The 25,992-nt window shown below is 40.6% G+C and carries 17 protein-coding genes and 1 riboswitch; of the genes, 8 read left to right on the forward strand and 9 right to left on the reverse strand.

What is annotated here, in order from left to right:
* The first annotated feature begins 14 nt into the window (after positions 1–14).
* Positions 15–1,088, forward strand: coding sequence for an agmatinase family protein (locus Q4534_RS08655; RefSeq protein WP_303612771.1), 1,074 nt, complete (start codon positions 15–17; stop codon positions 1,086–1,088).
* 171 nt (positions 1,089–1,259) lie between these two features.
* Positions 1,260–2,654: an MATE family efflux transporter gene (locus Q4534_RS08660; RefSeq protein ID WP_303612772.1), complete on the forward strand. Its 1,395-nt coding sequence runs from the start codon at positions 1,260–1,262 to the stop codon at positions 2,652–2,654.
* Positions 2,655–3,131: 477 nt separating this feature from the next.
* Here the strand turns inward: Q4534_RS08660 and Q4534_RS08665 are convergent, their stop codons facing one another.
* The 5 genes from Q4534_RS08665 to Q4534_RS08685 form a co-directional block, all read right to left on the reverse strand.
* Positions 3,132–5,087, reverse strand: a complete 1,956-nt coding sequence (locus tag Q4534_RS08665; protein ID WP_303612773.1) for a CASTOR/POLLUX-related putative ion channel — start codon at positions 5,085–5,087, stop codon at positions 3,132–3,134.
* A gap of 436 nt (positions 5,088–5,523) precedes the next feature.
* Positions 5,524–5,808, reverse strand: coding sequence for a Trm112 family protein (locus Q4534_RS08670; RefSeq protein ID WP_303612774.1), 285 nt, complete (start codon positions 5,806–5,808; stop codon positions 5,524–5,526).
* On the reverse strand, positions 5,805–6,452 hold the full coding sequence (locus Q4534_RS08675) for a thiamine phosphate synthase (RefSeq protein ID WP_303612775.1): 648 nt from the start codon (positions 6,450–6,452) through the stop codon (positions 5,805–5,807). Before Q4534_RS08675 ends, Q4534_RS08670 begins: the two co-directional genes overlap by 4 nt.
* Positions 6,449–7,501, reverse strand: a complete 1,053-nt coding sequence (locus tag Q4534_RS08680) for an AIR synthase family protein (RefSeq protein ID WP_303612776.1) — start codon at positions 7,499–7,501, stop codon at positions 6,449–6,451. The genes Q4534_RS08675 and Q4534_RS08680 overlap by 4 nt, the downstream gene beginning before the upstream one ends.
* Positions 7,502–8,224 (reverse strand): class I SAM-dependent methyltransferase, encoded by a 723-nt coding sequence (locus Q4534_RS08685; RefSeq protein WP_303612777.1) that lies wholly within the window; start codon positions 8,222–8,224, stop codon positions 7,502–7,504.
* A gap of 69 nt (positions 8,225–8,293) precedes the next feature.
* Positions 8,294–8,389: riboswitch (TPP riboswitch) on the reverse strand.
* 169 nt (positions 8,390–8,558) lie between these two features.
* Between Q4534_RS08685 and Q4534_RS08690 the strand changes: the two genes are divergently transcribed.
* Entirely contained in the window at positions 8,559–10,475 is a 1,917-nt protein-coding gene (locus Q4534_RS08690; RefSeq protein ID WP_303612778.1) for a D-arabinono-1,4-lactone oxidase, read from the forward strand.
* Between the two features lie 3,301 nt (positions 10,476–13,776).
* Here Q4534_RS08690 and Q4534_RS08695 read toward each other — a convergent pair.
* The 4 genes from Q4534_RS08695 to Q4534_RS08710 all read right to left on the reverse strand — a co-directional run bounded on the left by Q4534_RS08695 (position 13,777) and on the right by Q4534_RS08710 (position 19,002).
* The gene (locus Q4534_RS08695) at positions 13,777–15,120 is read right to left on the reverse strand and encodes a hypothetical protein (RefSeq protein ID WP_303612779.1); all 1,344 of its coding nucleotides are present in this window, start codon (positions 15,118–15,120) and stop codon (positions 13,777–13,779) included.
* 193 nt (positions 15,121–15,313) lie between these two features.
* Entirely contained in the window at positions 15,314–16,270 is a 957-nt protein-coding gene (locus Q4534_RS08700; protein WP_303612780.1) for a catalase, read from the reverse strand.
* On the reverse strand, positions 16,263–17,672 hold the full coding sequence (locus Q4534_RS08705) for a peroxidase (RefSeq protein ID WP_303612781.1): 1,410 nt from the start codon (positions 17,670–17,672) through the stop codon (positions 16,263–16,265). Before Q4534_RS08705 ends, Q4534_RS08700 begins: the two co-directional genes overlap by 8 nt.
* A 4-nt stretch (positions 17,673–17,676) precedes the next feature.
* Positions 17,677–19,002 (reverse strand): peroxidase, encoded by a 1,326-nt coding sequence (locus Q4534_RS08710; protein ID WP_303612782.1) that lies wholly within the window; start codon positions 19,000–19,002, stop codon positions 17,677–17,679.
* A gap of 588 nt (positions 19,003–19,590) precedes the next feature.
* Between Q4534_RS08710 and Q4534_RS08715 the strand changes: the two genes are divergently transcribed.
* The 5 genes from Q4534_RS08715 (at position 19,591) to Q4534_RS08735 (ending at position 25,898) form a co-directional block, all read left to right on the forward strand.
* A complete protein-coding gene (locus tag Q4534_RS08715; RefSeq protein ID WP_303612783.1) occupies positions 19,591–21,465 on the forward strand; it encodes a sulfatase-like hydrolase/transferase in 1,875 nt (624 codons plus the stop codon).
* 263 nt (positions 21,466–21,728) lie between these two features.
* The gene (locus Q4534_RS08720) at positions 21,729–22,538 is read left to right on the forward strand and encodes a site-specific integrase (protein ID WP_303612784.1); all 810 of its coding nucleotides are present in this window, start codon (positions 21,729–21,731) and stop codon (positions 22,536–22,538) included.
* Positions 22,538–23,710: an IS91 family transposase gene (locus tag Q4534_RS08725; protein ID WP_303612785.1), complete on the forward strand. Its 1,173-nt coding sequence runs from the start codon at positions 22,538–22,540 to the stop codon at positions 23,708–23,710. The genes Q4534_RS08720 and Q4534_RS08725 overlap by 1 nt, the downstream gene beginning before the upstream one ends.
* 334 nt (positions 23,711–24,044) lie before the next feature.
* On the forward strand, positions 24,045–24,752 hold the full coding sequence (locus Q4534_RS08730; RefSeq protein WP_303612786.1) for a DUF6438 domain-containing protein: 708 nt from the start codon (positions 24,045–24,047) through the stop codon (positions 24,750–24,752).
* A gap of 147 nt (positions 24,753–24,899) precedes the next feature.
* Positions 24,900–25,898, forward strand: coding sequence for a TIR domain-containing protein (locus Q4534_RS08735; protein ID WP_303612787.1), 999 nt, complete (start codon positions 24,900–24,902; stop codon positions 25,896–25,898).
* The last annotated feature ends 94 nt before the right edge of the window (positions 25,899–25,992 follow it).

Here is a 25,992-nt window from a genome sequence, read left to right on the forward strand (position 1 = left end):
CCTAAGCTAATAAAATGTCATCATCAGATAAATTGTCAATTATTTCAAACTTCGATCCCAATGGAGTAGGAACAAATGCGCAGCTATTTGGATTGCCATTCTCGATAGAAATGGCTGAGATGGTGATCATTCCTGTGCCTTGGGAGGTTACCGTTTCATATAGAGAAGGCACTGCCAATGGACCTGAAGCTATTCTTAAAGCATCTACCCAAGTAGACCTTTTTCAAGAAGATATATTTGATGCATGGAAAATGGGAATTGCCATGCTGCCCATAGACGATCTGCTAAAATCCCAGAGTGATCAACAACGCAGTCTTGCCAATACCTATATCCAATGGCTTGAGGCCGGGGAGCCTGAAGCTGTAAGGAATCGCTATGAAAAAAGCCCTGAAGGAATCAATGCAGCATGTGATAAAATGAACGATTGGGTTTACCAGCAATCCAAAAAATACCTGGAGCAAGGGAAAATGATCGGTTTGCTGGGAGGAGATCATAGCACCCCTTTGGGTTTAATTCGAGCGATGGCAGAAAAACATTCTTCTTTTGGCATCCTTCAAATTGATGCGCATGCTGATTTGCGCCCCGCTTATGAGGGTTTTGAATATTCCCATGCATCTATTGCCTATAATTTTATGAAAATTCCGGAAGTGAAACAGCTGGTTCAAGTGGGAATTAGAGACTTTTGTGAGCAGGAATATGTCTACAGTCAATCTGAAAAAAGGATTACTATGTATACGGACAACCAACTCAAGGAAGCGCTGTTTCAGGGAGTAAACTGGAGTGACCTATGTAAAAGGATTATTGCGGATTTACCGGAAAAGGTGTACTTGACTATTGATATCGATGGCCTTTCAACTAATTTATGCCCAAATACCGGTACTCCTGTTCCCGGCGGAATGGATTACCAGCAATTAATGTATCTCATCAAAACCCTGGTCAAGTCAGGAAGAAAGCTCATTGGTTTTGATTTGGTAGAAGTAGCCCCGGGAGAAAACGGAGACGAATGGGATGCCAATGTTGGTGCCAGAATTTTGTACAGGATGGCAAATTTAGTAGGGCTTTCACAAGGAAAACTTTCCTGGTCCTAGGCGTATAAATACGATAAATTAATTTGGATGCATCAGGGGATCTGAAGGTAGATTTTTATACAATTTCTGCCCTTCACAGCGGAACTTCTTTTGCTTGACTAGTCTTTATTTACCGGCTTATAAAGGAACATTGGTTTCCGAAAAACACAGCCATAGGCAATTGATTTCCTCATGAAGAAGATGCTTTCTATTTATCGTATGATTTTGCTTGCCATCCGTGGAAGTGAACAGGACTTTACCAAATTGCCCATTAAAACTGGAATATTTCTTTTGGCAATTCCTATGATTCTGGAAATGGTCATGGAATCTCTTTTTGCGGTGGTAGATATATTTTTTGTGGGCAAGCTTGGGGAACATGCCGTGGCCACAGTGGGCCTCACAGAAGCCGTGTTGACATTGATTTATTCCCTAGGTGTAGGGATTAGCATGGCCGGTACAGCTTTGGTTGCAAGGAGATTTGGCGAGAAAAAATTCAAGCAAGCGGGTACCCTGGCTTTTCAATTGTTGTTGGTAGGTATATTCGTTTCTTTGGCCCTGGGCACTGCAGGATTTCTCTATGCCGGAGAAATTTTGAAGTTGATGGGAGCAGAGGCTGAAGTTTTGAAAACAGGAACCTCCTATACCCAAGTTATTTTTGCCGGAAACACAGCCGTGATGTTACTGTTTCTTATCAATGGCATTTTCCGCGGTGCTGGGTCAGCACATTTGGCAATGCGGGCATTGTGGATTTCCAATGGACTCAATATCCTATTGGACCCTTTGCTTATTTTTGGTTTAGGAACTTTCGAAGGCTTAGGCTTAACAGGAGCAGCATGGGCCACCACAATCGGAAGAAGTATAGGGGTGCTGTATCAATTGTATCATCTTTTCAATGGTAAGCATCGCTTGGTGATTGGGGCCAGCAACCTGATGGTGCGATGGGAAACCTTAAGAAAAATCATTCAAATTTCCCTGGGAGGCATGGGGCAGTTTTTGGTTGACTCTGCAGCGTGGATAGTGCTCACCCGTATGGCATCAGAATTTGGCAGTGCGGCTGTGGCAGGATATACCATTGCGTTTAGGATTTTGCTATTCAGCCTGATGCCTGCATGGGGTTTGTCTGCAGCTGCTGCCACACTTGTGGGACAAAATTTAGGAGCAGGGAAAGCTTTTAGAGCAGAAATAGCTACTTGTCTTACTGCTCGTTACAATTTTATTTTTCTTGCAACGGTTACCCTGTTTTATTTGTTTTTTGCAGATTATTTGGCCGGGATTTTTTCGCAAGAAGCTGCTGTAAGATCCATTGCAGCTGTGGGCTTGAAAGTAACAGTACTTGGCTATGTGTTTTATGCGGTGGGCATGGTAATTGTGCAAGCCTTTAATGGGGCAGGAGATACCAGGACCCCTGCCTATATCAATATTGGTGTGTTTTGGTTATTGGAAATTCCTTTAGCGTATTATTTAGCAATTGTTCTTGATCTTAATACCATGGGTATTTTTATTACCATAGCTTTTTGTCATTCATTGCATGCATTGATCGCACTATGGTTTTTTAGAAAAGGATATTGGAAGTTTGTTAAAACTTGATACCAATAAATGGAAAAGTGGTAAAGGCAATAAAAAAGCTACCGGTTATTTGAAGACCGGTAGCCTAGGAAAATAGGTTTTGATAAGGTATAATTTGTCCGTTTGAGCTTCACCTTATTCATTTATCAAATTTATCGAATATAATTCTACAGGAGGGTATTCAAATGTATTTATTAGGGGTATGAAATGTAGCCATATGTCTATGAAGCATATGCAATAGCTCATCTATTGTGTGTTGAAATCGCTTCAAAATCAGTGGCTTCATTGCTTTTTTCAGCTTTATTATAGGGATGTCTTGCAATAACCTCCTTTCTTGCGATTACATTACTCCCTAAAAAAATAAAGAAAGGCATCAGGAATCTAATTGCATAATATGGGTTTAATAGATAATGATGTTGAGACAAAGAACATAAGATTTCAGTCTATATTCTTTGTCTAGTAGATGTTGAATTGAATTAAATTATCAACGCTATTCCATTAGTAAACTGTAGTGAGGATAACCAGACTGTCCACTTCTGATAGGTTCAATACTATTTCTTTTGCAGGGTTCAATAAAAGTTCTTTGCCATTGGCTCTTTCTATGAAAACTCCCAAAGCTGTTTCACCATGTGACTCAGCATGGGCCTCTAATTCAGAAAAAGAGGCCGTAGAATCGTCGATAGCGTATTCCTCAATTTTACGAAAAATCATTTCCGGACCTCCCACTGTGAAGAGCTCATTGTAAATGCTATAAAGCTCCCTTTGTATGGCGATACCTGCCAGAAGGTGACTTAAGACCAAGGGGCTAATGATCACTTCACTTTGGAATGGTTTTAAGAGGGATTCGTTGCTTGGATCTGCCAACTCCAATAAGATGGAGGGGTTTTTTACTGATCTTTCCAAAACTTCTTCCAAGAGTACAAAGCCTACCATTGTTCTTGCATCTGCTTCTTCCTCTTCCTCCATACGATCGCTACTTAGCATTAATATATGATCAAAAGTTTCAGCTTCAATTCTTTTGATCACAGACTCTCTTACATAGTCTGCCACTATATGATCAATCTCAATTCTATCCGGAAGCTCACTGACAATACCAAAATCCTTTTTTCTGTCTTGAAGTGGTTTCAAAGAAACAAGTCTAATAAAATAGGTTTCATCTTCGTAGGTTGTCAATTCTTTGATTAGCGAGGGAACATGTTCATTCCAGCCCAAAATCAATATTCTGATGACACCTGTTTGCTCTTCCACAAGCAATGGTTTTTTTTCAGAAAAGGGTAAACTGCTTTTCTCCAGCGTTTCCAAATCCGGTTCCAGGTCAGAGAAGTCCTGGGTGATTAATATCAGCTGATCTCCTTCCTCTATTAGTTGCTTTCTGTCCGGATTTAAATTAGGCAGAAAGCGCCCTTTCTCCTCCCTTACTATTCCCAATACGATGGCTTTGGAAAAAGCCTTTTTGACGGTACCAAAGGAGTGGTTTACGGTTTCAGGAAATGCCTTTGTGAAAATATTGTTTTTTGTCAATTGGGCTAATAACTCATTGTAAACCTGAGAAAGTCCCGGGTGGCGAATGTTTTGTGCCATCAATCGACTGATGATCGCATTGCTACCAACAACCTCAAGAGGGCCACTGTATGACCTGTAGGCAGCATTGATTTTATTGTCATCCTGAATTTCTGCCACCACATAAGGAAGCTTGCTAATGTTAAATTTTCTAGCTTCAGCATTCAGGGAAAGCAAACATTTAATGGTTTCAATGTCCGGATTGATCAATTCCTTTCGGTCATAGGCCAGACTGGGAATAATGATTACAGAGGCATTCAATGCATCTACTCTCCGCAAATGTTCCCTGTCAATGGCCATTCCTGTCCTTAAAATTATTTCATGCGCCCTTCGGCCAATCATGGGGTTGTCCTTGAGTTCCTGCATTTGAAAAGGACTCACCTCCTCAGAAAGAATAATCAGTTGTAATTTTTTAATATTTAACTTGTCAAAAAGCCTCTTTAAGCTTGCCGAAGACTGAAAAATTTCTGCTGCAATATGAATGGTCCGATTAGACCATCCCAATATGACCAAGTGATTATTGGCTGTCACAGGTGTTAGCCCCTGTTCCAAGTGCCTGATTTTTCTGTTCATCCATGTGGTAATGATCGCAACCAGAGAGCCTAGAAAAATAACATAGCCGGCAAGGGTTAATAAGGTGGAAATAAAACGCCGCCAATTTCCTTGATCGTCTCCCAAATAACCGGGATCGGTGAGCCTTAAAAAGGCCCACCAGATGGCTTCACCTAAGGTTTGGCTAGGGCTATTGGTAGGAACGACCAACAAGCCACCAATGATTGAAATCATACCTATCAAAGCAGCTACGACCAGCAATTGGTACTGGGCACCCTTCACCAACTGCCTTTCAAGGGTAAATAAAATCTTTCGCCGAATTCTAGGTCTTTTTAATCGCATAAATTACTATGAAAGGAATCTTTGTCCGCTTCAATATAGAAATTAAGTTAGAATAAACGATAAAGATTATTGTGGTAAACTGTGGCCTTTAAATTTTTGGTGCCAATTCTAATAGTGAAGTAAATCAACTTTAAGAGGGATAACAAATGGTAACCCGGAATATATAGTAGTTGTTCCTCTTCCTGAAAAAACCTTTCCTAAAAGTAAACCAGAACAAGCTGAGGATATAAGGGAAATCCATAGCCTCTCAGGTCAAAGTCACATTAACCATTCAGAAAAACACCTTAGAAGCCTTGCTTTAGCACAAAAAAGCCGGAACAGTTTAGACTATTCCGGCTTTTGGTTGGTTTCAACTGACCCAAATATCTTCCATCTATATTTGATTTTGGGAAGGAGTATGGGCACAATGAATGTATTACTCAACTTGAGGTTATGACTACTCTGCTGCTTGCTCTCCTTCGGTCAATCTGAAATTGCTTACCGTTTTTCCCTCCAGGTGTTTGCTCCATTTCTCTAGCAATGGTTTTTCTAAAGAAAGCTCTCTGTACTCATCAGGGTTCATTATAGGCAAACCTTTTACAATTGGGTAAATCCTTTTACATTGAGTGCAATGGAGCCAGCCTTCTAAAACGCGCTTCTCGGTGTCTTCTGTTATCGTTGTAAGCGTTAAATCGGCTTTATCAAATGGACAACATAGTTTATTTATAGTGGATAATCTCATGATTGATTCTTTTGAATTGAATTAAAATAATTTTGAAGGGCCATCACTGGGTTTTTATTTTGCATCACCCCGGATATGATGGCAATTCCCGAATAGGGGAGTGCATGCAACTCATTTAGGTGCTTGGTCTTAATTCCTCCTGCTAAAAATACAGGTAGGGCAGTAATTTCAGCAGCTTTCCTAATGGAGTCGAAACTAACCAAGTCACAATGTTGTGTGGTGGATGTAGGGTAGACGGAGCAAAAAGAAACATAATCGAAGCCCAGGCTGTCTGCCTGATGGATCAGATTTAGGTCGTTATTTACAGTCAATCCTACCAAATATTTCTTTTGAGCAAATTCAGGGATTCTGGATAGATTTACCGGTATGCTGTCCAAATGAATACCATCAGCATGGCTCAGCTTCAGCAAATCCCATCGGTTATTTACCAATATTGGAAAATCATAAGCTGCAGCCATATTGACTACTTTGTTGGTAAATGCCACCGCATCCTGCTTTTCTCCAAAATGATCCCAAATTTGAACGGCAATAAGTGGGAAGGTAAATAACTGCTCTAATATGGAAAATAGCTCGTCTTCAGTTTTGTCTGATGGATCAATCACCAGATAAATCCCTTTTTCTGCTTTCAAGTTTAATTTTTTCATTTCCATCCTTTTTTATACGCTTCATAAAATGCATCCCAATAAGGATCGACAGATTGATAGGGTAAAGGGGTAAGTTTGTCTTCCTTTTGAAGCAAAATACCTTGCCCTGCATCAGTCAGCCGGCCAATTTCAGCACAAGGAATATTTTCCGTATCCAACCGGTCAATGATTTCTTGAACTTTATCTTTTTTGCAAGCGATCAACATGGCTCCTGCCCCTATGCAGTGATTTGGATTCAATTCGAAAAGTTGACAAACAGCCTTTTGAACTTCGCCGACAGGGATCAATTGTTCTTCTATTACTGCACCACAATTGGCTGCTGTGGCCATTTCGTAAACAGCTCCCAAAACGCCACCTTCCGTTACATCATGCATGGCCGTGACAGCTTTGTTCTCAGGTTCACCTCTAGCCACCAGCGCATCTTTCAAAGAGCTAGTTTGGTAAAATGAGGCTGCTGCTTGCAGGCAAATTTCTTTCCCAAGTTTGTTGGAAACGGTTTGGGGAAAGCACATGCCCAGAATAGCAGCAGAGGAAATAGCAGCGCCCTTGGTTAGCAATAAACTGTCTCCGGCCCGGGCTTTGGTACTGGTTAAAATTTGTTCCAGTGGTGCAATACTTATAAAGGTTCCTCCTCCGGCAATGGTGGAATTTTGTCCCTCAACAAAACCGGTATGTCCTCCTGTAATGTTCACTCCCAGCGCAGTGCAATACTCATGAATGTATTGCCAATACACTTTAAAATCCTCCTGACTAAAAGTAGCAGGTAAATTCAAAACAAACTGACCAAATTGAGGTGCGAAGCCAGTGGTGGACATGTCATTGGCCATCAGGTGAACCGATAGCCAGGCTGATTCTTGTAAACCCAAGCTAGGGATCAAGGAAAGTGGATCACTAGTGAGTGCCATGCCTTGGTCTCCGGCCAAGGCCACCACAGAAACATCAATTCCAAAGCCGGGTTTTACCCGAACATTTTCATTGGGTTTTCCACAATGTGAGGTAATAAAATTACCCAACAAATGTTCATCAATCTTCCCTGGTTTTTGACTCATTTATTTGACATCATTGAACTGAACATAAAGACCAAAGAAATCCCCGTAGGGCATGTTCCATTGCTGGACAGGAAACCACTTAGGCAAGCCGGTGCAAGACCAGGTGATGGTGTAGTCTCGCCCTTCCAATGCTTCTTCGATGATTTTGATAAGATGTTTTGGGGTGTAAAATGTAGCTGTAACATAAAAAGGATTCTTACCGAATGCTTGCTGAACCCTACGTCGGAGAACTTTGGGAGAGTTTTTGTTCATCATCCCCATGGCTATACCGTATTTTCCAACCCTTGCTGCTTCACGGATTACCTTGACCGGATCTTTGTAGTATTCGAAAGTGGTAATAAAGGCCAAGGAATCAAAAGTATGGTCTTTGAAAGGCATATGGTGTGAATCTGCCATCACCAAGTCGCCGTCAAACAAATGAATGGCTTGTGATAACATCAAAGGGGAGATGTCTCCTCCGGTGGACTCAATGCCTATTTCTTTCCACCATCTTGTAAACCTTGTGGTGCCACAGCCAAATTCCAATAGGGTTTTTACCCTTTTGTCTTTGGTAACCAGCTGTTCCATTACTTTTTTCTGCCAAACTTCGGCTCTTTTATACCTGCCCTCATACCAAAGTTCATAAGTATCGGTATGGTCTCTGTTGAAGAACCACTCAGGTCTATTTTGCCAGTTTCTTTGTTGCTGTGGGATCAGCCCCATTTTTTGTTTTTCTATTTCCATTTTGTCATTCATTTTAAAAAAAAACATTCGACCGGATAAAACCAGTGGAATGTAGCTTCAAATCACAAAAGGAAATCTGGCTTGCATCCCTACGTTGGCATTATCCAAATCAGGTTTCGGGTATTATCTCAGCCAGATTAAAATCCAGCACCCCGTGCATACAATATGGTCACAAAGATATTGAATAACCTATGTAAAGCAAGAAGTCTTTACTAAGCCTTCATTCATGGAAAGACAGAATTTGAAATTAATAAAGGGTAAATCATGTGTGTTTTTAATATTTTCGATAAATTAGGTAGTTGTTTAAGGATTTTTAAAATATAAGATTAGATACATGTCCGCATTAACAAAATTTATCACCTGGAAGAAAGGTAACACAGTAGTTTCATGGGTACTTTTTGGCTTATTTGTTCAGGTGATATTTAATCGAAAGAACGTACCAACACATATAGAGGTGCTGGATGATACGCTTACCCATCATTGTTCCAGGACAAAGAGAAATCGCTGGGTGAGTGTCATTAATTTTATGGTGACGCCCAGATTCGTAAGGAGGCTGATTGAATCCCAATTGAATAAAAATATGGTAGACCATGAGCGTGTGTTTTTATCGCTCGATAAAGAATTGACCAAGGATGATTTCTTTGACAAGGACAAGCCTCATCGGCAAAAGTGGGGCAATTGGTATGGCAACCATTTCTCTGAACCATTGCGATTTTTTGTGCCCGGAGACGGGGATTATAAAAACTTTTCTCCGAAGGCTGAAACCTGCAATAGGTATGATTACCAAGGTTTGTCGGAGGTAAGTGAATTGGTGAAAAATGCCGAAAAAGAAAATAGAAAAGTCCGAGCCGTAGGTTCCGGTCATGCTTTGACGGCAGTGGCTCAATGTGAAGATTTCTTGGTTTGCACCCAAAACATGAACATGACCCAACGGCCTGCCAAAGAATGGATAAAAGAGGAATATAAGGAGGGGTTCGATGTAGAAGTGAATTATGGCAATAAAAAGTCTTTGGAAAAGCACTACCTTTTCGAAACAGGAGGTGGAACCAAGATCAGGCACCTAATAGAAGCCTTGACCTATCATGGCTTTGCTTTGATCAACCAGGGAGGGTCCAGCATACAGTCCATTACCGGAGCAATTGCCACCTCTACTCATGGTTCAGGCATAGGGATTGGTCCGGTATCAGCTTTTGCCAAGTCAATGACCATTGTGGGTAAAGGAGGCAAGATCTATCGCGTAGAACCTACGGATGGGATTACAGATCCGGAGGCATTTAATAAGGACCAAGAAGTAAAAAAATATGGCATAGAATTGATTCAGGACGATGAAAAGTTCAATGCGGTTATGGTTGGTATAGGATCTATCGGGATTGTTTTCTCCATGATTCTGGAAGCCCAACCCAATTACCGGCTGTATGAGGAACGGAAAAGGTACAATTGGGAGGAGCTTAAAGCAGAGATGCAAAAAGAGGATTTACATCATTTCATTAATCAACACAGACATTTTGAGGTGTTGATCAACCCCTATTGTGACCTTACTGCAGAAACTGAAGAGGGGAAAAAAAGAAAATGTTTGGTAACCACCAGAAACTATTGTGAAAAATCCAATAGGAAACAGGCAGGGAGGGAGAGAAATTATATTTCTTCATTTATATCAGGAATAGCCATTTCCGGAAGGCTTTCTCCCTGGGTATTCAATAAAAACCACCAGTCCATTCCTGCCATGACCAATAACTCCATTCATCGATTGATCGACCACAGCGGCGATGAAGGGGGAGGTTTTGAGGACGACTGTCGTTTTGTGTTGGATCAGGGCTTGGGAGAGTTAAAATTTTATGGCTATGCCGTAGAATTCGGTTTTCCATTGGAGCGGGTTTTTGAGGCAGTAGATTTGATCATTAAGGTTTGTGAAGAGGCTCAGGTCTACCATCACTTATTGGCTGCTCCTTTTTCATTGCGATTTGTCAAACAATGTGATGCCCATCTATCCATGATGAATCAGCACGATACCTGTATGATTGAATTAGTAAGTGTGAAAGGAGTAACCGGCAGCCTACCGTTATTTAGGCGTTTAGAAAGGGAATTGTTGGATTTCGGAGCCATACCACATTGGGGGCTTTCCGTAGAGCCCTGGTACAGAGCAAGGGTTGAAAAAGCTTTTCCTAGATTTAAAGATTGGGAGGTGCAGCAGGCCTTTTTTGGCGGAGATACTTTCAAAAATGCATTTTTGGAACGGATTCAGGATTCATAATTTCTATTCGGAGTGTTTGGTTAGTTTATTGTTTTCAAATGTCGGGACTCCTTTAAAGTAGCTTTAATACTTAATTGCTGAAACCTATGATAGGATTAGGCTTGTGATGAGGAGTATTGTTCAACCCACTATTAGGGTTGAGGAATAGGTGTGGAATTGGCCGTCCACGGGTTTCACCCGTGGTTATTGTTATTGAAGCCCTTTGGGCTTCTTTCGATTAACTTCAGTTCGATTTTATACTTATTGGTAAAATTAGGTTTATTTAATCAAGCAGTTACTTTACTGAAATAGATACAGGAAAGACAGATAAGGTAAATCCCCCTTTTTTTAAAGAGGGATAAAGGGGGATTTTTTCCGAAACCGTCACTAATATCAATTTCATAATGGCTTTGTCACGTCCTGTTAAAATCCCTCTTTAAGGCAAGGAGCCACCGGCATTAGCGAAAAGCCGGTTTCACTATTGAGCTTACTGTTGGCTAATGCCCTAAAAAGCCATTTCCTTAATATCCTGGGTGGCGCCTCCTGCGTCGGCTTACCCAGAGCTACAAAGATTGCACTCCTCTGGAGTGTTGGATTAGGTATTGTCAACTTGGTTTTGGACCATAATAAAGTTAATTCTTGGAATGAGGAATTTTTCATAAAACTGAATCGAGTTCTGGCCTTATAGAAATTTATTTTCCGCCTTGTAGATTTTCGGCGTTAAGAAATTTAAGAAGCGATGGCAAGGGCACAGGCACTGTTTGACGAAGTTTTTGGTTTAGTAATCATTAAAAAGCAACGGCAATATTAACACCAAAAACGAGGAGTTTGCCTGTGTGCGGGAGGCCTTAAATTTTAGTCGAAAAGATACTCAGCGGTGGGGTTTTTTGCTTACTTTTTTGACCTACAGCAAAAAAGTAATAATGATCTTTTTAATTGAATACTGTCAACTTGGATTCTGCATATTTAAAATGTTAATTGATGGAAGGACGATTTTTTCAAAATTATTTAGGCGAACTCAGTTCATATTATTCACGCAGAACCTCAAACCCAAAAAGGTGAAAATATTATAGCAGTAGGCGCATGCCCTCGGTAAATAGGTGAAATTACTTAGAGCTCTGTAAAACAAAAAAAGCTATGAAATAAAATCTCATAGCTTTAGTCAATTAACAATAAACCCAAAATAACCTGCTGTAGGAGAAGGAGTCGAACCTCCACGGAGCAGTTAGGAAAAATACGAGCTCGCTATTTTCTTTATCCTGTGATCTCCACCCCCGAGACAGGAGGGCATGTCTGCCAGTTTCATCATCCTACAGTATATATCAGTAATAAAGCTTTCCTTCACTACCCAAAGATCTTTTGTCTTTGTTTGATATGTCAAAGGTAATGAAAAGATTTGTATATTAAAATTATGGCAACGTTTAAAGCATTTTTTTACATTATAATTATTGGAAATGCTAATTAATTTTATTTTCATTAATTCAACACTTCTAATATCAACCCAAATTAAAAGATTTGCAATAAATAAAACACACAACCTTGATTTGACAAATAAAGTGACATTTCTTGCCTACAAAACACATCTACCTAGGGAATGAAAACAAGCATTTTCGCCCGTATTCCAGCCTATTTTTAGGAGAAACAGAGATAAAAACCATCCAAAACCAATATAGAAAACACCGACTTCAACGCCTCCCAAACTCCGTAGGAGTGTCATTTTTGTAGCCGAGGGTATCAACCCTCTGGAAATGAGTTATATGTACATCTTGATTTTGGCGGTATTGTTGCTTTTTTTCTGCAACAATGCTGACAAAATCTTATCGAAAACAAACGCTAATAACCCCAGGGTAATTAAAATAGTCTCTACAAAAACTGATGTACCGTCATACGAACCCTTTTTGGAGAGTTGTTGCGTAGAGAAAGGCTGTGGTAATCCCTCCTTCGGGGCTAGCAGTTTTTCCAAGGGATTCTATCCCACGATCAGCAAAAGTCACTACATTGCTGAAAGCTCAAAATCCCCCTTTTTTCAAAGGGGGACAAAGGGGGATTTTTTTTCGCAACCGTCACTAATATCAACTTCGTAATGGCTTTGTCACGTTCTGTTAAAATCCCTTTCTTAGCCTATCGCTGATAGCTTTAAAACCGGGCGCAAGAGGCCACTGGCATTAGGGAAAAGCCGGTTTCACTATTGAGCTTACTGTCGGCTAATGCCCTTAAAAGCCAATTCATTTACACCCCGGGTCGCATCTCCTGCGTCGACTTACCCGGAGCTACCAATACAGCACTCCGCTGGAGTGCTGTATTGAGTATTGTCAAATTGGTTTCTGCATTTTTAAAATGTTAATTCTTGGAATGACGATTTTTTCATAAAACTGAATCGAGTTTTGGTCTTATAGAAAATTATTTTCCGCCTTGTAGATTATCGGCGTTAAGAAATTTAAGAAGTGATGGCAAGAGCACAGGCACTGTTTGACGAAGTTTTTGGTTTAGTAATCATTAAAAAGCAACGGCAATATTAACACCAAAAAAGAGGAGTTTGCCTGTGTGCGGGAGGCCTTAAATTTTAGTCGAAAAGATACTCAGCGGCGGGCTTTTTTGTTTACTTTTTGGGCCTGCAGCAAAAAAGTAAAAAATGGTCTTTTTAATTGAACTCTGTCATCATGATTGCTGCGTTTTTAAAATGCTAATTCTAAGAATGATGTACCGTTATTGCGAACCCTTTTTGGAGAGTTGTTGTGTATGGAAAGGAGTCAAACCTCATTCCATTGTGAGATTCCTTCGACTTTCTCTTCGCGAGGCCTCTGCAAAGTCTCGGAATGACGATAATATTTTCCGCCTTGTAGATTTTCGGCGTTAAGAAATTTAAGAAGTGATGGCAAGAGTACAGGCACTGTTTGACGAAGTTTTTGGTTTAGTAATTATTAAAAAGCAATGCTAATATTAACACCAAAAACTAAGGAGTTTGCCTGTGTGCGGGAGGCCTTAAATTTTAGTCGAAAAGATACTCAGCGGCGGGCTTTTTTGTTTACTTTTTGGGCCTGCAGCAAAAAAGTAAAAAATGGTCTTTTTAATTGAAAATGTATATGAAAATCGAAAATAAAATACAAAGATTGCACTCTGGAGTGCTGCATTGGATATTGTCAACTTGGTTTCTGCATTTTCAAAATGATAATTCTCGAAATGACTTGCAGTCACTGAGAACCTTTAAAGCGGGCCGGTAGTGCGGCAAAGGTGCGGCAGTCTCGCCATTTTGAGATTCCTTCGGCTTTCTCTACACAAAGCCCCTGCAAAGTCTCGGAATGACGGATTTAAAAGTCTTTGGTCAATCCAATATTTTGGAAGTAGCGTTTGGGCGGGGATTTGAGGGAATCAGGTTTTTGGGGATTTCTTGCGTGATTTTTTTTAGTTGCTTTAACTCAAAGCCAATTCTAAATTGAAACCTGGAAGTTGAGAGGCCGCGATTTGCTTTAAATAGGGGATCATAGGTCAGCAAAACTATGGATTGAAGCTTTTTTCCCATTGGAATGGTTCGGCCAAGCCCTAAACCTGATAACCAAATGGAACCATCAAAATTTTTGCTTTCAAAACCCGGTGCATAGACCAAACTTATCCTGCTTCTGGCCAACTCCCCCTGAAGGAACCAATTTCCCAGACTAAAATGCAATCCTCCTTTTATCCCTTCCCCTGTACTTGTTGGCCCGATTTGATTTTTAAATTGTCGCTTGATATTTATTCCTGCAAAAGTATGCCACTGACTGCTGATACTGTATTTGATGCCCAGATCTACAAATAACCCCTCAGCAAATGATGTCAAGGGATCGTACCAGAGGTATAAATCTGTACGTTCTAAGAATGGAGCATTTTTCAAATGATTAGCTTCCTTAAGGTTAAATTTTTCAATTGTTTTTTCCGCCTCCGCTACTTGGATATTCCCCAAAGAATCCATGCTTATTTTGCTATAGTCATTTCCGATGCTTTGCAAGTATTCATTTGAAATGCCCTTGGGTTGTTCTTTGACCAATGATTGGGCTTTGGTTAGGGTAAGTCTGGGACTTATTTTTTCACGAGCCAATTCTTTCACTGCTCCATTACCATAATAATCCATAATGCCTTTACCGGGAGATTTTATCTGCTCATTGAGGGTTCCCCCTAGTTTTTGTTTAAGCTCGGGCATTAGCTGTTCATTGAATATTGCTTTCAGGTTTTCCTCATTTTGCCCGATAATTTCTTCTATGGTAGCCATATCTTGGGCTTGTTCCAAGGCTGTTTTTGACTTTTCTACCTGACTTAAAAGGTAAGTACAGGTATGCTTTAAATTTTGACTTGAGGGGCTAGCTTCGGAGCTTAAGCTGAGAAGTATGGTTTTCTCCTGTTCGATGATTTTTAGGCCTCGATTCTTTAAACCATTTACCAGACTGTCCCTTTGGGTACTGTCTATTTTACTTGTCTTGAATTTTTGGATGTCCTGATTGAGAGAATCGTAAGTTTTTTGTAAGGAATGAATTTGCTGTATCTCTTCCTTGAAGGGTATTGGCTCACTTATCAAGGAACTTGTCGGAGATCGGTTGAGCAATCCAGAGGTAGGTACCGGAACAATTGGAACTTGGGCTGCGCTGGAAAAAACAAGCAGATAGGCAAAGAGCAAAGATAAGCAAGTCTCTTTCATGGCAGGACTTATTATTGGGTCTCAAAACTGCATTGATCAAAAAAATAGCGCAACAAAAGATCAAAAAGGTAATGAATACCTCCATTGATGGAATGTTATCAACTAAAATACCAAAACGATTTGATATTTGCAAGCGATTGAAAATGAGTGTGGTATTTGTTTGTGGCCAATTGAGAAATTTTAGGGGATGGAATCAACTCTCTTTTCGATAGGCCGCCAATTCTTTGTAAACCCTTCGTCTTGCTCGATTGATACCGCCAACAGGTTCGTGATCCTTTAACCCCATCCAAGGAGAAAACTCCAGTGTTTCTCCCATTTCTATTCGGCCCTCACAGTCAAAAGATTGCTGGGGAATATGTAGAGTGGCTACGGGTATTAAGGGAGCTTTCCAGGCAATGGAAGTATTTTCCAATGGCTGTTCTTGGTCGTTTTTGTGAATTTGCACATTTAAGGTAAACCCATGAGGCCTGGTTTCACAGTCTTTTATTAATTGGGATTTTAAAAAATCATCTCCTTTCTCTTCATTGAGGGTATAACCCAAATTGGGTTCCAATGGGGTCAAAACAAATTTAACATACAAGCTAGGACCAAATTTAAAAGCTCCACCGGAAAAATAGGTTTGTGAGAGCAGGTTGTCGTGCTTTTTACTGTACTTGAAGGTCAGGTAAATACTTCTCCAATGCGAAGGATTAAGGGCAAACTTGACTTGTTCCCAGAGGCCGAACAGCACAGCTTTTATGGCTTTTGCGTACAAAGAGATATTCCAGGCTGACAGAATTGGACTGGTGGTCAATAAAAAATTTTGTGTGGGCACTCCCATGGGGTCCGGCTCAATTGTTTCTCCCTCAACCCCCATGACCTTGATGGCCAAGCCTCTTCCCGAGGCCGGTTTGTCTGATTTTATTTTAGGGGGAGCGTTTGAAAGCCTGATCCAAGCCTCATAGCTTCTTGCCTCTTTAAAGAGCCCTTGCCTTAACTCTTCCGGTAAATCCTCTGCTATGCTTAAGGTACCTTTTAAAAGCCCATGCATTTTGGGGTGGAAATTTCTAAGTTTCTTACCATTCCGGTATTCCTTGTCCAAGTAATCCTTCATTGTCCGGATCAAGTCTTGAATCTCTTTTTCCTCTTTGGTATATTGGTTTTCACTCATGGTTTGCGATATATTGTAGGGCTTTGATCCCCGGAAAAAAGAAATAGGCTCCACCTTTAATTAAGGTGAAATTGGGAAGATTGCTGTACTTTTTCCTAATGGGGTAGTGGGGAACACTAAACTCATTGGTTTTGTATTGCCCGGTATCGTAGTGGTTTCCGATGATGGGGTCGGCATCATTTTCCAAACCTCCAAACTTGTGAAAGCTCACCCAGTTGTTCTGAACAAATTCAAATTGCCTTCTGATGTCTGTTACCATACAAATAAAATGCAGGCCTCGTTCCTGTTCATCTTCTGTGGAATCCATGATGTTTTGCGGGTCAAGTTCCGGAGTAACAGGGGGGCCATATGGTCTGCCTTTTCGTAGCAATTGGTGTTTGGCAGCCATTTCGGAAGAGTCTTTTTTACTTGTTTCGGTCACCAAGTGATCCCTGGGATTGGACCTTCTGATATGGGCACCCAATGGGCATTTTAGTCCGGCTTGGTCATCGTCCCAATAGCCAAAATCGTTGGACTCGGATAGCGCCGGATCAGGGGCCATGGGGCAGCGCGCCAGTGGAGAACCATCCGGCCACCTGCCCACCATTTTACTGGCCAGTTTGATGGCTTCTCCTTTCTCTCCGGTTTGCTCTTTCATGTATTTCCAGAAGCTATGGACATTTTGATGCATTTGCCTGAAGACCAAATAGCTGCCATTCTTACCCAAATCCTTTCTCTCCGGGTAATCCGGATGCACCGGCAACAGTCCTGTGGTATCCAACTCAAAAGGAACATAGGGAGCAGGAGCATATTCATCATAGAGGTTTTTATAGCCCATGATAAATTCTCCGGCAGGAAAGGTGAAAAGGTTTTCAGGAGGTGTTTCCTTCAACAATTCCCGAATAACAGGTCTGGAAATATCGTCCCTAAACCCAAAGTGTTCCTTTTGATGCTGTAGAAGGCCTGTAGGAAGGGTATGGATTAATTCAATGCCACAGCGGTCTGTTTGTTCTTTTATTCGAAGCATGCTTTTATCCAACTGCTCCTGATCTTTGGCATAGACCATCAATAAAAAATGTATGCTATCCTGGCCCCAATCCCAATTATCCGGGTCATTGTCTCCTATATCACCCAGTACAGCTCTTCGTTGTTCGGCTGTCATGCCTTCCTTAAATTCCCTGCAAAAGCTATTTAAAAGGGGAGCCGGTAATTGAAGAAAGGAAAGCCCTTCATAAGTAAAAGCGATGTGTATGGCCTCCTTTTCAGGTTTTTCTTCAGCATTTGTGATCAATGGGACTATCTCCTTTAAGAAATCACAGGAGGAGGTAGGGTCTGAGCAGGTGTAGAGTAAAAATCGTGCGCTTTTTAGGTTTCCATGACCACGAACCATAAGCCCCTGAATGTCTTTTTTTTCCAATGTCATAGGTTCAAATCGTTAATAGCCATTTTTTTATTGCTTCTTCATCCATTTCTTTAAACAGGCCTTCTCGGAAAGCCCTATTTCTTTTGAGGTTTTCTACACTTTCATACTGGTTTCGGCTGTACCAAAATTGTGTGATTTTTTGGTGAGCCCTGACCCCTTTCATGTATTCAGAGCGGTGGTTGTACTGTTTGTGAATCAACCAGCGGGTGGCGGGAAATCCAAAGGCATGACTAAAAATTACGGCCATGTTCTTTGTTCTTCTTTCACTGTCGACAAAATCATGGGCATAAGCCTCAGAAAGGTTGTCGAAATTGGCGATAAAAACCAATCTTTTTCCCTTGTCTAGTTGCAACCAGCGGGCAGTATGGACGGTGGGGATATAGGTGAAGTAGGCCAGTAGTCCCACCAATTTTAAACTTACAGATAAAAAAGCCCGCCTGATCCAGCCTTTTTTCAAAGGAGCAATTACTGTCATTTCATTTATAACCGGATTGGTTTCCAAGGCAACGATCTTTCTTACTTCTTCATCTGACAGTTCTTTCCCCGGAATATGTGGTTTTTTTTCATTTTGCCGAAGCAGGACTAACATTCCCCCCATAAAAAGAAGAAACAATGGGAAAACCCAAGCCATGACCTTTACAAATAAGGCATCAACAAAAAAACTAAGGAGAATACAAACAATGGAGCATGCCATTACCAGTCCGAAAATGACAAGGGGAAGTAGCATCTGTATTTTGTTTTTTTGGGCATATGGAATACCGGCAACAGCCCAGCTGAGTTTGGGGTTATTCGCTATATAATACTCAATTTTCTGTTTTATTTTAGAAGGCGGCAGTTGGGAAGCCTCCAGGTCTGTGTTCATTTGTTGGGCATATTCCCATACTGCAGCTTTAAGGTCTTTTTCCCTTTCCACATCTGCAGTGCTGATAAATTTAAAACCGCTATAAAAAGTGTTGGGTACAGATTTATCGTGTAGAAATGCTATCATTTCTGATTTCCCTGAATAGGTTATTGGAAACTCATCACTTTCGCCAAAAACCTGTTTTAACTTTGGCTCCAAAAATGCAACAAGCTCTTCGATATGTTGGTTTTTATCCCCAACATAGCTTGTCATTAGGATAATCCTAGCGGGAAGTTGTTCCTGTTCCTCGTAAACTTGTGGGGGCAAGGTTAACCAGCTGATAAAAAAGGTACCGGGCAATGCCTTCTCAAATTGTTCCCTGTTGGTCTTTAGCTCATTTCGAAACTGAAACAATTGGCCATTGACATCTGTCAGTTTATCTTCATGTAGCGTAACGGTAACTGTAAGCCCTTTATGGATTGTAGACATAAACCTTATCATATTTGATACAATATAAAAAAATTTTATTTCTTTTTAATAAAGAAATGCCATAAAAAAATAAGGTTTTATTTGAATTTTATAAGGAAATGAGGAAGGTTCAATCCCTTGTTGGAAGGATTACGATCGAGGATACAGTTAGTAAAATATCGGGCGATTGTTTTTAAAGCTTTTAGACTTCTTTACCAATATAAATACCCTTAATAAATTAGGTTAACAGTGTTGTGGCTAGTTTATCAAAACCTTTGACTGCTAAGAATAAGGGTAGGGTTTTAAGTTTTTTGACCTGTATTTACCGGCTAAAATAAAGAAAAATACACGTTTTAATTCATTCAAAAATTTGGAAACCAGGTTGATAGAAAAAGCTATTTGATTTTTTGGCTCCATGTCATAGGTCAAATTTATTGACTAGGTATTGCCTCCTATAGAAAAGGGGTTCAAAATGTAGACATGGGAGGGTGAATAGAATTATACCCACCTATTTTGTTAATAATTTTTTGGTTTTTAGTTTATCCACTAAAAAATTCAAAAAAAATGAGTTTATTTATGTTTTCACGATAATAAATAGTAAAACCCAAAATGAAACATACTTTATATTTTCTTACACTCTTGTTATTTTTTGGATGTGCAAAGTCTGAAGAAGAATTACCTCTACCCAATATATTATGGATCACTAGTGAAGACAACAGTCCCTTCGCCGGATGCTATGGAGATGAATTTGCCACCACACCCAATATGGATGCCTTGGCAGCAGAGGGATTTCTTTATACCCATGCCTATGCAAACGTACCGGTCTGCGCCCCGGCCAGAAACACAATATTGACCGGGATTTATGCCATTTCGGGAGGAAATCAGCACATGAGGAGTTATTATGACAAATCGGATAAGGTGAAATTTTACCCGCAATTGTTGCGGGAAGCAGGCTATTATACCAGCAATAACGTCAAGGAGGACTACAATATCAACCCCGAGCAAAATGTAAATATTTGGGATGAGTCCAGTAAAAAAGCACATTACAAAAACAGGCCTGAAGGGAAGCCTTTTTTCGCTGTATTCAATACCACCATTTCTCATGAGAGCTCCATTCATAAGTCGATTCCAAATGAAGAACTTAGGCATAGTCCGGAGGAAGTAACTTTACCTCCTTACCATCCCGACACCCCTGAAATGCGCCACGATTGGGCCCAGTATTACGACAAGGTGGAAGACATGGACCAAAAGATTGGTGAAATCCTTCAGGAATTGGAAGAGAGTGGAGAAGCGGAGAACACCATTGTTTTTTATTATGGCGATCATGGTGGGGTATTGGCCAGGAGCAAGCGCTATGTGTATGAAACCGGTACTCGCGTGCCATTTATTGTGCGAATCCCTGAAAAATACAAGCACTTGTTTCCTGCCGAAAAACCTGGTGATAAAGTAGATCGAATGATCAGTTTCGTGGATTTATTTCCTACACTCTTAAGCATTATTGGAACAGATATTCCTGACTACCTGCAGGGCAAAGCCTTTTTGGGAAAGAAGAAAACGCCGGATCCTGAATATGTATTTATGTTTCGCGGAAGAATGGATGAGCGCTATGACATGAGTAGGGCAGTACGTGACCAAAAATTCAGGTATATCCGTAACTATATTCCTTACAGGGTTTATGGGCAATATTTAGAATACTTATTCAGGGCACCATCGATTAGGTCCTGGCAAGCTGCTTTTAAAGCCGGAGAGTTAAACCCCATTCAATCGGCTTTTTGGAAGACCAAGCCTGCGGAAGAATTGTATGATACGGAAAATGATCCATGGGAAGTAAATAATCTGGCCAATGATCCCGAATACCGTGAGGTATTGGAGCGGATGCGTGGAGCGGCTAAAGATTGGATGTTGGAAATCAATGATACCGGATTTATTCCTGAAGCGGAGTTGATAGACAGAACGGAAGGCACTACTGCCTATGATTATATGCGCAACTCCGATATCAATTTGGAGCAATTGATAGAAGCCGCCAATTTGGCCTCAACAGCCAAAGAAGAAGACCTTGATCAATTGATGGACTTGCTGAATTCAGCCGAAGCTGCTGAGCGGTATTGGGGAGCTACCGGGCTATTGATTTTGGGTGAAAAGGCCAGGCCGGCTTTGGGTGCATTGGAGAAAGCCTTAAATGATTCCTCTCCGAATGTTAAATCTGTAGCGGCTGAGGCATTGTATGGCTTGGGAGCCAAAGAAAAAGCCTTGCAAGCGTTGGCCGAGGTATTGATGACACCCAATTCCTTTGCCAGAACCCATGCGCTAAATGTAATTGACAGCATAGAAGATAAGTCCAAAACCAGCCTGGATGCGGTCATTGCCATGGTAGACAATGCCGGAGAATTGGACCGCAGCCAATATGATTTAAGGGCCGCCAGAGGTTTGCTGGAGAAGTGGAACATCGACCCTTCAGATTACGGTTTTGATATGGATTGGTAAGAAAAACATAGCTATTAATCCTTCGGAATTTCAAAGGAGGCAATCTAAATATAAAAGGTAATAAAACTACACAATTTCAACCAAATACGGATATATTGTGCAATAAAACTGCACATATAAACAAGTTGAACAAAACCTCCTACGTCGGTAGTTTTTTACTTTTCCTATATTAATTCTCTTATTTTCAGGTATATAGGTTATTTTTATTCCATGTTTAACTTTTAAACTTTACTTATCATGGAAAAAAAAGCCTACGTCAGCAGATGTTTCAGGAGATGCAGATCAGAAACTACTCTCCCAGAAGTATCCAAAATTACATTTCCCAAGTATCACTAGTTTCCGGCCATTTTGAAAAAAGTCCCGACCAGATCAGCCTATCCGAGCTAAAAGAGTACCTTTCTCACAAGATTGAGACAAAAAACCTGTCGGCCTCGAGCGTAAACCAGACTATCAGTGCGTTCAAAATTCTTTTTAGGGACGTTCTCGGCAGAGACTGGAACCCGGTAAAGATCAAACGGCCCAGACGTCCTAAACCTCTTCCGGTCGTCTTTTCACAAGAGGAGATATCCCATATCCTCGACGGTATTATAAACAGAAAACACTATTGCCTGGTTGCTCTCACCTATGGCTCCGGCCTGAGGCTTGGTGAGGTGATTGGCCTTAAGTTTGGCGATATCGACAGCAACAGGATGCAGTTGAGAGTCCGCGGAGGCAAGGGAAACAAGGATAGGTATACTCTCCTTTCCATGGAACTGTTGGAAAAGCTACGAGAGTATTACAAGTACTACCGTCCCAAAACCTATCTTTTCGAAGGTCGTACGGCAGGTAAGGCATACAGCAAAAGGAGTGTCCAGGATCTGTTCAAAAAGATCCTTCTGCAAAGCAAGGTAAAGAAGGATGCCACTTTCCATACACTCCGGCATACATTTGCCACACATCTTCTTGAGCAGGGCACCAACATTAGGGTGATCCAAGAACTCTTGGGGCATAGATCCCTGAAAACGACCTCGGTTTACCTGCATGTAACCAACTTCGATCCCTCGAAGATCAAAAGTCCCCTGGATAAGCTGTGATGGAAACGGCCAACAGCAGGAACTGCGGGGCGGAGCTTTCCGATATTCTGGGTTCCCAAAAGGAAAACTTTTTGGGAAGAGGGAGGCTATGCGCCGACCAGGCGAAGGCCTACAATGACATTCTGGACTGCAGAACTGCAAAAATGGGCAGCCATACCCTCACCTGCGACACCTGTGGCAAAAGCAGGGTAAGTTACAACAGCTGCCGTAACCGCCACTGTCCCAAGTGCCAGTATGTCAGGCAGCTTTTATGGGTGGAAAAGCTGCAGTGTAGGCTGCTCCCAGTTAGGTATTTTCACGTCGTGTTCACCATACCGAAATTCCTCAAGCCCCTGTTCTATCTCAACCAGCGGGAATGCTACGGCATGCTCTTTGCCGCATCGGCCCTTGCGGTGAAGAAGGCAGCATCGAACCCCGCCTTCCTGGGGGTGGACAGTGGCTGCCTGTCGGTACTCCATACTTGGGGACAGGCACTCAATTACCACCCCCATATCCACATGCTGGTGCCTGCCGGAGGGCCCGACCCCGACAACATGGAATGGGTAGCTGCGAACAAAAAGTTTTTTGTGCCAGTGAAAGCCCTCTCAGGTATATTCAGGGGGGTATTCATGGAAAATCTCTTTCATGCCTTGCGGTCAGACCAGCTCAGGATACCTGAAAAACAGAAAGGGATGTACGCCACCCCGGAGCTTGTAAAAAAGGAAGCTTATTCGAAGTCCTGGCATGTCTATATCAAAAAAACGTTCAAAGGTACCAACCAGGTAGTTAGCTATCTGGGCAGGTACACCCACAGGGTGGCCATCAGCAACAGCCGGATACAGTCCGTCGAAGACGGCACGGTAAAGTTCAGGTGGAAGGATTACCGGGACCGTAAAACCAAAATCATGGAACTTCCGTGTGCCGAATTCACCCGCAGGTTCATGCAACACGTCCTTCCAAGCGGATTTTACAAGATAAGGTATTATGGGATCATGTCATCGGCGAACAGCAAGACCAAAATGGAGGACTGTTTCAGGCTGCTGAAAGCGGCAAGATTCATTTCCTTTTATGAGGGATTGTCGACCTATGAAATTTTGGAGGAAATACTGGGTCAGGACCCGTTCAGGTGTCCGGGATGCGAAACCGGAAAGATGATGTATGGCCTTGCTGAGGGGAAAGGAACAGACCCATAACATCAACCCAAATAGCAAAGCTCTTTGAAATCATGGCTACAAATCAAAACGCAGCAGGGCGTTAATGGGAAGGGACTGCCCCTACAGTATCCAAACAACCAGAAGTCATCGGTTAGGGAGATCAAAACAGGGGTTCCTGGTACTAAACACCCCAAACTCTCCCAAATAACGAAACATAAATGCCCATAGACAGGCCCCCGGTTTTCCCGAAAAAAACGGGACAGGCTGTCCAACTAAGTTTTAACCGCAATCTAAGGGACTCCTCCTCAAATAGTTATTTTTTTTGGCTAGATTGCGTTTAAAACTCTTTACGTTATGGACTATTTCAAGAACGATGAAGAAACCCTTCTACATATTTTTCTTTCTGACTCTCCTTTCATGCAATAAAAGAGAAGAAGAAAATATTTCTCAAAAATTAAATGGGTTTTGGTTTAACGATGATAAAATTCTTTTATTCAGGGATTCAGTCATGATGCATCCTATTTATGATGCTCCAGGTCTGTTTGAGTACACTGTTAAAAATGAAATGTTAATCGTTGACAACAAAGATGAATATTTTGAATATGACTATGATACCTGCTATGTAAAACTGAAAAAGGAAAATGAATTGACATTGAAATTTGATGATTTAGATTATCAATTCCAAAAATATGAATCAAAGCAAAAAATTAATTTCCAAAAGCTTTACTTTGAAGTTGAACCATGTCATGGTACTTGTCCGATTTTTGAAGTATACATTTTTTCAGATGGAACAGTCAAATACAATGGAAAAGCATACACAGAAATAGAAGGAGAAAAGAGTTTTAAATTGAATCATAGAATAATTGAAGAAATAAATGACCTGCTAGATGTTGTTAAGATTGTGGATTATCCTGAAGATAAATTTTCAAACCCTCCAGGTTCTCCAAGATTTAATATGATTGTGGAGTATCCAAATGGGTTAAAAATTTCAATAATTGATGGATTATTTGAAGGAAAATATGAAAACATCGTCAGGTATTTTTACTTCTTTGAAAGGCAGTTAATTGAAAACAGTCCATAACATCACCTTGGATACAGCGGGCGGTTAAGAGTAAATATAAAGTTCAGTATCTTAAAGAAGTTCGGAGTAAGTGGGAAGAGAACGTTTCCAAATGCCCGCCGTCTCCAAGCTGAATCACGTTGCAGGTAATTAAAAAAATAAAAAACAATGAACGAAAAACTGATATTCTACTCATGGCAAGACAATCTTTCCCATGATACAAATAGAAAGTTCATTGAAAAGATTTTAGAAGAAGTCATTTCTGAATTTAATGAAGAAATTCAGCAAAAGTTAATTTTAGACCAAGCAACTCGTGAACTTCCTGGAATACCTGATATAGTTCAATCAATACTTCATAAAATTGACCAAGCCAACTTATTAATTGCAGACATTACTACTGTTTGTAAAGATGAAAAGGAAAGGAATTTTCCAAATTCCAATGTTATGTTTGAACTTGGATATGCAATGAAGTGTCTTGGCTCTGAAAATGTAATTTGCTTGTTTAATTCTGCTTATGGTGAAATAGATAAATTACCTTTTGATATAAAGCAAAAGAGAATTACAACCTATCACCTTCCCAAAATGCATACTCCTGAGAAAAAGACAAAACAAGAAAGCAAAATCAAAGACACCCTTAAATATGCCTTTCAATTAGTATTATCTCATCAGAACAAGCGAGACACAATATTTGAAATATTTAAACCTAAAATAGACCAAATTATATTTAATGTATTCAGGCAATTAAATGAAATCGTTGGTTTGAAAAAGGAAAGAATATTCATAAATGAATTATTTGAAATTCTTGAATTTCCAGATAAGAAGATTGAAGAGTGTATAAAAGCATCAAATCCAAAAGAAATTGATGTACACAATAATTGGGATAGACATGGAAAGGAATTAGAAGAAATCACAAGACATCCATTACTGATTGTTTACAATGATTTAGACAAAATAACTTCGATAATGAAATTTCAAAGAACAATTAAAATCATTAATGGAAATTTTATGGCTAAGAGATTTTATCAAAAAGCCAATACAGAAGATGTATGGCAAATACATGATATTTCGATTTTAGTTCTCCTAATAAGAGAGTTAATAAAATCGACAGACGAACTATTAAATTCTTGGGGAAATTTGATAATGATTGACCCTGCATTGATTGAATAAAAAAAGAAAACTACCTGCAATAACTAAGCATTCTGACGGCTGGAACAGCCTAGTCTGAATGCAGTGTTGAACCCTGAGAAATTTCAGGGTAAAC

Origin of the sequence: Cyclobacterium sp. 1_MG-2023, from assembly GCF_030546805.1 — a bacterium.
Classification (GTDB): domain Bacteria; phylum Bacteroidota; class Bacteroidia; order Cytophagales; family Cyclobacteriaceae; genus Cyclobacterium.

What these genes read in the sequence shown, in the direction of transcription:
- Q4534_RS08655 (WP_303612771.1), top strand. Translation starts at nt 15, where the DNA reads ATGTCATCATCAGATAAATTGTCAATTATTTCAAACTTCGATCCCAAT.
- Q4534_RS08660 (WP_303612772.1), top strand. Translation starts at nt 1,260, where the DNA reads ATGAAGAAGATGCTTTCTATTTATCGTATGATTTTGCTTGCCATCCGT.
- Q4534_RS08665 (WP_303612773.1), bottom strand. Translation starts at nt 5,087, where the DNA reads ATGCGATTAAAAAGACCTAGAATTCGGCGAAAGATTTTATTTACCCTT.
- Q4534_RS08670 (WP_303612774.1), bottom strand. Translation starts at nt 5,808, where the DNA reads ATGAGATTATCCACTATAAATAAACTATGTTGTCCATTTGATAAAGCC.
- Q4534_RS08675 (WP_303612775.1), bottom strand. Translation starts at nt 6,452, where the DNA reads ATGAAAAAATTAAACTTGAAAGCAGAAAAAGGGATTTATCTGGTGATT.
- Q4534_RS08680 (WP_303612776.1), bottom strand. Translation starts at nt 7,501, where the DNA reads ATGAGTCAAAAACCAGGGAAGATTGATGAACATTTGTTGGGTAATTTT.
- Q4534_RS08685 (WP_303612777.1), bottom strand. Translation starts at nt 8,224, where the DNA reads ATGGAAATAGAAAAACAAAAAATGGGGCTGATCCCACAGCAACAAAGA.
- Q4534_RS08690 (WP_303612778.1), top strand. Translation starts at nt 8,559, where the DNA reads ATGTCCGCATTAACAAAATTTATCACCTGGAAGAAAGGTAACACAGTA.
- Q4534_RS08695 (WP_303612779.1), bottom strand. Translation starts at nt 15,120, where the DNA reads ATGAAAGAGACTTGCTTATCTTTGCTCTTTGCCTATCTGCTTGTTTTT.
- Q4534_RS08700 (WP_303612780.1), bottom strand. Translation starts at nt 16,270, where the DNA reads ATGAGTGAAAACCAATATACCAAAGAGGAAAAAGAGATTCAAGACTTG.
- Q4534_RS08705 (WP_303612781.1), bottom strand. Translation starts at nt 17,672, where the DNA reads ATGACATTGGAAAAAAAAGACATTCAGGGGCTTATGGTTCGTGGTCAT.
- Q4534_RS08710 (WP_303612782.1), bottom strand. Translation starts at nt 19,002, where the DNA reads ATGTCTACAATCCATAAAGGGCTTACAGTTACCGTTACGCTACATGAA.
- Q4534_RS08715 (WP_303612783.1), top strand. Translation starts at nt 19,591, where the DNA reads ATGAAACATACTTTATATTTTCTTACACTCTTGTTATTTTTTGGATGT.
- Q4534_RS08720 (WP_303612784.1), top strand. Translation starts at nt 21,729, where the DNA reads ATGTTTCAGGAGATGCAGATCAGAAACTACTCTCCCAGAAGTATCCAA.
- Q4534_RS08725 (WP_303612785.1), top strand. Translation starts at nt 22,538, where the DNA reads ATGGAAACGGCCAACAGCAGGAACTGCGGGGCGGAGCTTTCCGATATT.
- Q4534_RS08730 (WP_303612786.1), top strand. Translation starts at nt 24,045, where the DNA reads ATGAAGAAACCCTTCTACATATTTTTCTTTCTGACTCTCCTTTCATGC.
- Q4534_RS08735 (WP_303612787.1), top strand. Translation starts at nt 24,900, where the DNA reads ATGAACGAAAAACTGATATTCTACTCATGGCAAGACAATCTTTCCCAT.